This is a genomic window from Nonomuraea cypriaca (assembly GCF_015645445.1).
Taxonomy (GTDB): domain Bacteria; phylum Actinomycetota; class Actinomycetes; order Streptosporangiales; family Streptosporangiaceae; genus Nonomuraea; species Nonomuraea cypriaca.
The window spans coordinates 1-5,228 of sequence record NZ_JADOGI010000402.1 but is presented as its reverse complement, the minus strand read 5'-3'; the positions used below and the strand labels follow the sequence as shown (position 1 = coordinate 5,228).

General features: G+C 70.3%; 6 protein-coding genes. 3 read left to right on the top strand and 3 right to left on the bottom strand.

Annotation, left to right across the window (positions count from 1 at the left end):
• A partial coding sequence (locus tag ITP53_RS53700) for a hypothetical protein (protein ID WP_328818783.1) occupies positions 1-1,264 on the bottom strand: 1,264 nt, incomplete at its 3' end.
• Positions 1,265-1,482: 218 nt separating this feature from the next.
• Between ITP53_RS53700 and ITP53_RS53695 the strand changes: the two genes are divergently transcribed.
• The gene (locus ITP53_RS53695) at positions 1,483-2,190 is read left to right on the top strand and encodes a hypothetical protein (RefSeq protein ID WP_195903193.1); all 708 of its coding nucleotides are present in this window, start codon (positions 1,483-1,485) and stop codon (positions 2,188-2,190) included.
• Positions 2,191-2,351: 161 nt separating this feature from the next.
• Here the strand turns inward: ITP53_RS53695 and ITP53_RS53690 are convergent, their stop codons facing one another.
• Positions 2,352-3,212: a helix-turn-helix transcriptional regulator gene (locus ITP53_RS53690; RefSeq protein ID WP_195903192.1), complete on the bottom strand. Its 861-nt coding sequence runs from the start codon at positions 3,210-3,212 to the stop codon at positions 2,352-2,354.
• A 103-nt stretch (positions 3,213-3,315) separates the two neighbouring features.
• Here ITP53_RS53690 and ITP53_RS53685 point away from each other — a divergent pair, with 103 nt between their 5' ends.
• Both ITP53_RS53685 and ITP53_RS53680 read left to right on the top strand, forming a co-directional pair.
• Positions 3,316-4,074: an SDR family oxidoreductase gene (locus tag ITP53_RS53685; protein WP_195903191.1), complete on the top strand. Its 759-nt coding sequence runs from the start codon at positions 3,316-3,318 to the stop codon at positions 4,072-4,074.
• Positions 4,075-4,104: 30 nt separating this feature from the next.
• Positions 4,105-4,311 carry a tautomerase family protein gene (locus ITP53_RS53680; protein WP_195903190.1) on the top strand — a complete coding sequence of 69 codons (207 nt, stop codon included), beginning with the start codon at positions 4,105-4,107 and terminating at the stop codon, positions 4,309-4,311.
• A gap of 60 nt (positions 4,312-4,371) precedes the next feature.
• On the opposite strand, the gene ITP53_RS53675 is transcribed toward ITP53_RS53680, so the two are convergent.
• Positions 4,372-5,043: a class I SAM-dependent methyltransferase gene (locus ITP53_RS53675; RefSeq protein WP_328818780.1), complete on the bottom strand. Its 672-nt coding sequence runs from the start codon at positions 5,041-5,043 to the stop codon at positions 4,372-4,374.
• Positions 5,044-5,228 lie beyond the last annotated feature (185 nt).

Here is a 5,228-nt window from a genome sequence, read left to right as displayed (position 1 = left end):
GGGTGGGGGTCGCCGTGACGGTCACGGTCGGGGCCGACGACGGCTTGCCGGTGGGCCGGCTCGTCGTACGGGTGGGCACGGCGGTCGGCTCCGTCACCGAGGGAATGCCGGTCGGGACCTCGGGCAGCGGCGTCGGCGTGTCCTTCTGGCCGAGCGCCTCGTCGTACTTGCCGACCCGGTGTCCCCTGCCGTCCTGCTCGATGACCAGGGCGGTCTCGCTGAACTGGTCGTTCACCCAGAGCAGCCCGTCCTTGACGAACACCTCCAGCGGTCCCGCCTTCCCTGTCACCACCTTGTCCGCCTCGAACCGCTTGGCCACGGTGTCGTACACGATCAGCCGCCCCGTGCTCTCGTCGGCGAGGTAGATCCGCCGCCCGAGCGCCTGCGGCGCGCCCAGCTTGCCGCCCTTCACCGCGACGGTGGTCAGCGCGCCGCTGGCGGTGTCGACGAGGACGAGGGCGCGCTGCTTGGGGGCGAGGATCGGCACGACCTGGCTCTCGGCCACGGGCGGGACCAGCAGGCCGCCGCTCCCTGCGTCGGTCACGGTGCTGGGCAGCGAGACCTGGAGCCTGGTGCCGGTCGGGCCGATCACCATGGCGGAGGCAGAGGCGGAGTTCGTGACGAGCGGGACGCCGTTCGCGATCGTCAGGGTGAGCGGGTCGCCGGGCTCGCCGACCGTCACCGCCTTGCCCCGCTGCGCGCCGTTGACCTGGACGAGCGTGCCCTCCTCGGGCACCGGCACCCAGAGCGTGCCGTTCTTGTCGATGCCCGCCTGCCCGAGCGGCGCCTTGAGGGTGATCGCCGTGCCGATCATGTCCACGGTCAGCGGGTCGAGTTGCTGTACGGTGCCGGCCCGCGGATCAAGCCCGTACGCCTTGCCCGCGCCCATGACGATCTGCATGCCGCCGGCGCTCAGCGTGTTCGTCTGGGCGACCTCGAGTTGGGTGGGGTCGATGCGGCTGACCTTGCCGGTGGACTCGTCGACGACGAGCACGTTGTCGCCGTCCTGCACCACCTTGAGCGGCTCGCCCTCGGCGGAGGCGAGGTCGACCCGGCCGTCCACCTGCCCGGACAGGCCGTTGGCGTGCACCACCTCGCCGTTGAGGGCGCTGGCGAGCCACGCGCCGACGTCGGAGAGCTTGGGGCGGGCGCTGGAGACGCCCGTGCCCATGAAGATGGCGGCGCCCACGAGCACGGCGGCCAGGACGCCCGCGACGATTCCCGCCGCCCGCCGTCCCTTCTCGCTCCGCTGACGAATGGCCACCCGATTTCACACTCCCGCGAGCCGCGTACGCATACGTGTCCGCGGACACCCTAGGAGGACACCCGCTGCGCAGGGCTTTCCTTCAAATAACCTGGAAATGTCCCGGCGGCGCCCGGCACCTGACAGTTAGCCATTTCTTGAAGTGTCGGGCGGTGTGGAATCACGCCGCTACCCTCGGGTGGATGTTTTCCGGATACAAGAAGTCACTCTTGGTGATCATGGCGCTTGGCATGGCGTTCGCCGCCGGTCCCGCGCAGGCGGCCAGCGCGGCCGACCTGGGCACGTACGGCGACTTCTCGCAGATGTTCCAGCGCAAAGCCGGGCAGTTCACGTCGGGGACGTGGCGCAACCAGTGGGCGTGGGAGCCGCAGGGACTCAACGTCTCGCACATCAGGTGGGGCGACCCTGACAAGTGGCCGCCGGCGAACTACGAGAAGTTCGAGCGGGCCGGCGACTGGGTGCTGCTCGACGGCTACGGCAACAACGAGGGCATGCTCAAGCAGCGGGTCACCAAGGAGACGATCGGCGACGTCAACTGCCAGAACAAGAAGCCGATCCTGTCGCTGACCGGCAAGCAGCACTACGTGAAGTGGGACACCCCGGCGGAGGCCTACTGCCTCGAAGCGTGGGGGAAGATCCTCATCCCCGGCGGCACCGACGTGGACTTCTACCACAAGCAGGTGTGGTTCCCGCCGTCCGCGCCCAACTGCGCCAACAAGTTCTACCAGGGCAGGACCTGCATCAAGCAGTTCGAGATCTGGAAGGACAACAACCCCGGCAACGGCGGCACGGCGGGCGGGCCGCTGGAGTTGCGGCACCAGCGCGACAACATCTTCGCCAAGGGGCTCGGGCCGGCGTTCATCATCCACAACTACTTCCCGAACAACGGCTGGCAGGCCGAGCTGCGCTCCAGCTGGACCTACTGAGAGCCGCATCGGGATCGTACGCCGGGGCGGTGCGTGATCCGGCACCCCGGAACGCGCACCGCCCCGTCCTACCGTCCTGGGGCGCGGGCCTCGAACTGGTCGAGGAACGCCTCCGCCCTTCGAAAAGCGATCTTCGAAGGGCTCGATTCTCACGGGTCAGCTCACCCGTGAACATCCCCTGCGGTCGCCGTGAATTCCTCGTGGCCCAGCACCGCGAGCAGCCGGATCTTGCCCTCGGCCTCGCTGCCCGGCTGAGGCGTCAGTACGAGGAGCGCCTGCGCCTGGTCCTCGGTGAACAGCGCCTGGCAGTCGACCTCGATCCGGCCGAGCTCGGGGTGCACGAGGGTCTTGTGGTCGGCGAAGCGGCGGGCGACCTCGTGCCGCTCCCAGAGGGCGCGGAACTCCTCGGACTCCGCGAGCAGCACCTGGACCAGCTCTCCGGCCCGCGAGCGCGGGCCCGCCGCGCCATGGGCGGCGCGCAGGGAGGCGACCAGGCTGCGCGCCTGGCGCTCGTGGTCCTCGGGCGGGTAGATCCGGCGGCCGGCCGGGTCGGTGAACCACCGGTAGACGTCGCTGCGCGCCCAGCCGGTGCGCCCGGAGGGGTCGCCGAAGATCGCCGTCGCCAGCCGGTTCAGCACCAGCACCTCGCCGAGCGAGGACAGGATGAGCGCCGGGCTGTCCTCCAGCCGGTCCAGGACGCGCAGCAGGGCGGGCGCCACGTGCGTGTCGGCGGGCGTGCGGCGCGGGACGTTGTGGCCGGCGAGGCGGTAGAGGTGGTCGCGTTCGTCGGCGGTGAGGCGCAGCGCCCGGGCCAGCGCGGTGAGCATCTGCTCGGACGGCTGCGGGCCACGCTGCTGCTCGAGCCGCACGTAGTAGTTGGCGGACATGCCGGTCAGCGCCGCGATCTCCTCGCGCCGCAGCCCGGGCGTGCGACGGCGCGGGCCGGGCATCAGGCCGACGTCGGACGGGCGCAGCGCCTCGCGGCGGCGGCGCAGGAAGTCGGCGAGTGCGGCACGGTTCATGCCCACCATTGTGCGGCGTGGCGGCCGGTCCCAGCCAGGGATCGCCGATCCCCCCATCCGCAGTGCTCTCCCGCGCCGGGCGTACGGCGCGCAGGGTGAAGGCATGAACATCGCTGGCAACACCATCTTCATCCCCGGCGCGACGTCCGGGATCGGCCTCGCACTCGCCCTGCGGCTGCAGGCGAAGGGGAACACCGTCGTCATCGGCGGGCGGCGTACCGACCTGCTGGAGCATCTGGCCGCCGAGCACGGCTTCGGCACGGTCCGCATCGACACGGCGGATCCGGCGTCGATCGCGGAGGCGACGGCGGACGTCGTCAGCCGTTACCCCGATCTGAACGTCCTCATGGCGATGGCGGGCATCATGCGGGCCGAGGACTGGACCACGCCCGGTTTCCTCGCCGACGCCGAGGCCACGGTCACCACGAACCTGCTCGGCCCGATCCGGCTGATCGCCGCGCTCACCGAGCACCTGCGGAAGCGGCCCGGCGCCACGATCGTCACGGTCGCGTCCGGCCTGGCCCACGCGCCGCTGCGCATCACTCCCACCTACAACGCGACCAAGGCCGCGATCCACATGCTCGGCGAGACGCTGCGCCTCCAGCTCGCGCCCGCGGGCGTACAGGTGATCGAGCTCGTCCCGCCGTCGGTACAGACCGCGCTCATGCCAGGCCAGGAGACCTCGGACTTCGCGATGCCGCTCGACGAGTTCGCCGACGAGGTGATGACCCTTCTCGACGCACAGCCCGACGCCACCGAGATCCTGGTCGAGCGGGTGAAGTTCCTCCGGTTCGGCGAGGCGCGCGGCGACTACGACCAGGTGGTCGCCACGCTCAACGCGTCCGACCCGCACACACGCTGAAGACCATCGGCCCCTCAGGAAGGGAACACCATGCCATTCGCCAACCTGAAAGTGCCCGCGGACACTCTCACCCCGGAATCGAAGAAGAAGCTGCAGGACGCCGTCACCGACGCGTTCGTGAACGTGTACGGCGAACGAGCACGGTCGACCACACTCGTGATCCTCGAAGAGGTCGCCGACGGCGGTTGGAGTTCGGGGGGCACCATCCTCAACGAGGAGCTCCTCGGCCGCAGCTGACCGAGGTTTCTCCTGAGGAGGGCTCGTGACTCCGGGAGGCGCGTTCGACGATCTGGGCGGTCAGTGGGCGGTCAGGGCGAAGCGGTGAGCGGTCGCGTGCAGCGGGCGGTCGCGTTTCATGTCCGAGTGCAGGGCGCGGAGCCGGTCGGCATAGGTGTTCGCGTCGAACCCAGGCACCTGCCACGAGACCACCCGCAGGAAGAGTACGAGCGCGCCGACGTCGTGGAACGTCGTGGTCAAGGCGGCCTCCCGGCTCCAGGTGACGTCGAGCCCGGCATCGATGAGGGCGGTCGTCGCCATGGTGAGGTCCCAGTCCCGGCCCTCGTGCGGCGGCCCGCCCAGTGCCGCGTTGATCTCCTCGAGGTCCCGTCCGGCCACCTGCTGGGTGACGAACGTGCCGCCGGGTGCCAGGACGCGGCGGATCTCGTACGGGTCGTACGATTCGTGCCGGTCGACGACCAGGTCGAACGAGCCGTCGGGGAACGGCAGCGCGCCGGCCGCCTCGACCACCTCGACGCCCAGGGGTGCCAGGCGGCGGCGGGCGATCGGCGCGTTCGGCGGGTGGCCCTCGGTCGCCACCGTACGCGGTGGCAGGGGTGCCAGGGATGCCAGCAACTCGCCGCCTCCGGTGCCCAGGTCGAGCAGCGAGGCCGCGAAAGGCAGCCGCGTCCGCACCAGCTCCTCGTAGTCCCATGGCAGGTCGCCGCCGGTGGTCATGCGGCCCTCGAACACACCGAAGTCCCAGCCCTCGAACGGCGCCGCCAGCGCCTCGCCGATCAGCTCGTCGTATGTGACTATTCACGTCGCTTCCTTGTGTAGGACTCTGTGTGGTGACGCAGCATGATCTTGCCCATGGGATGATCTTCGGGTGACTCCGGCCCAGAGCGAGCAACCGTCGTACGGCGAGCTCGTGGCGT

Excerpts from the sequence above, each read along its gene's own strand:
- ITP53_RS53680 (WP_195903190.1), top strand. The coding sequence starts at position 4,105 with ATGCCATTCGCCAACCTGAAAGTGCCCGCGGACACTCTCACCCCGGAA.
- ITP53_RS53685 (WP_195903191.1), top strand. The coding sequence starts at position 3,316 with ATGAACATCGCTGGCAACACCATCTTCATCCCCGGCGCGACGTCCGGG.
- ITP53_RS53690 (WP_195903192.1), bottom strand. The coding sequence starts at position 3,212 with ATGAACCGTGCCGCACTCGCCGACTTCCTGCGCCGCCGCCGCGAGGCG.
- ITP53_RS53695 (WP_195903193.1), top strand. The coding sequence starts at position 1,483 with ATGGCGCTTGGCATGGCGTTCGCCGCCGGTCCCGCGCAGGCGGCCAGC.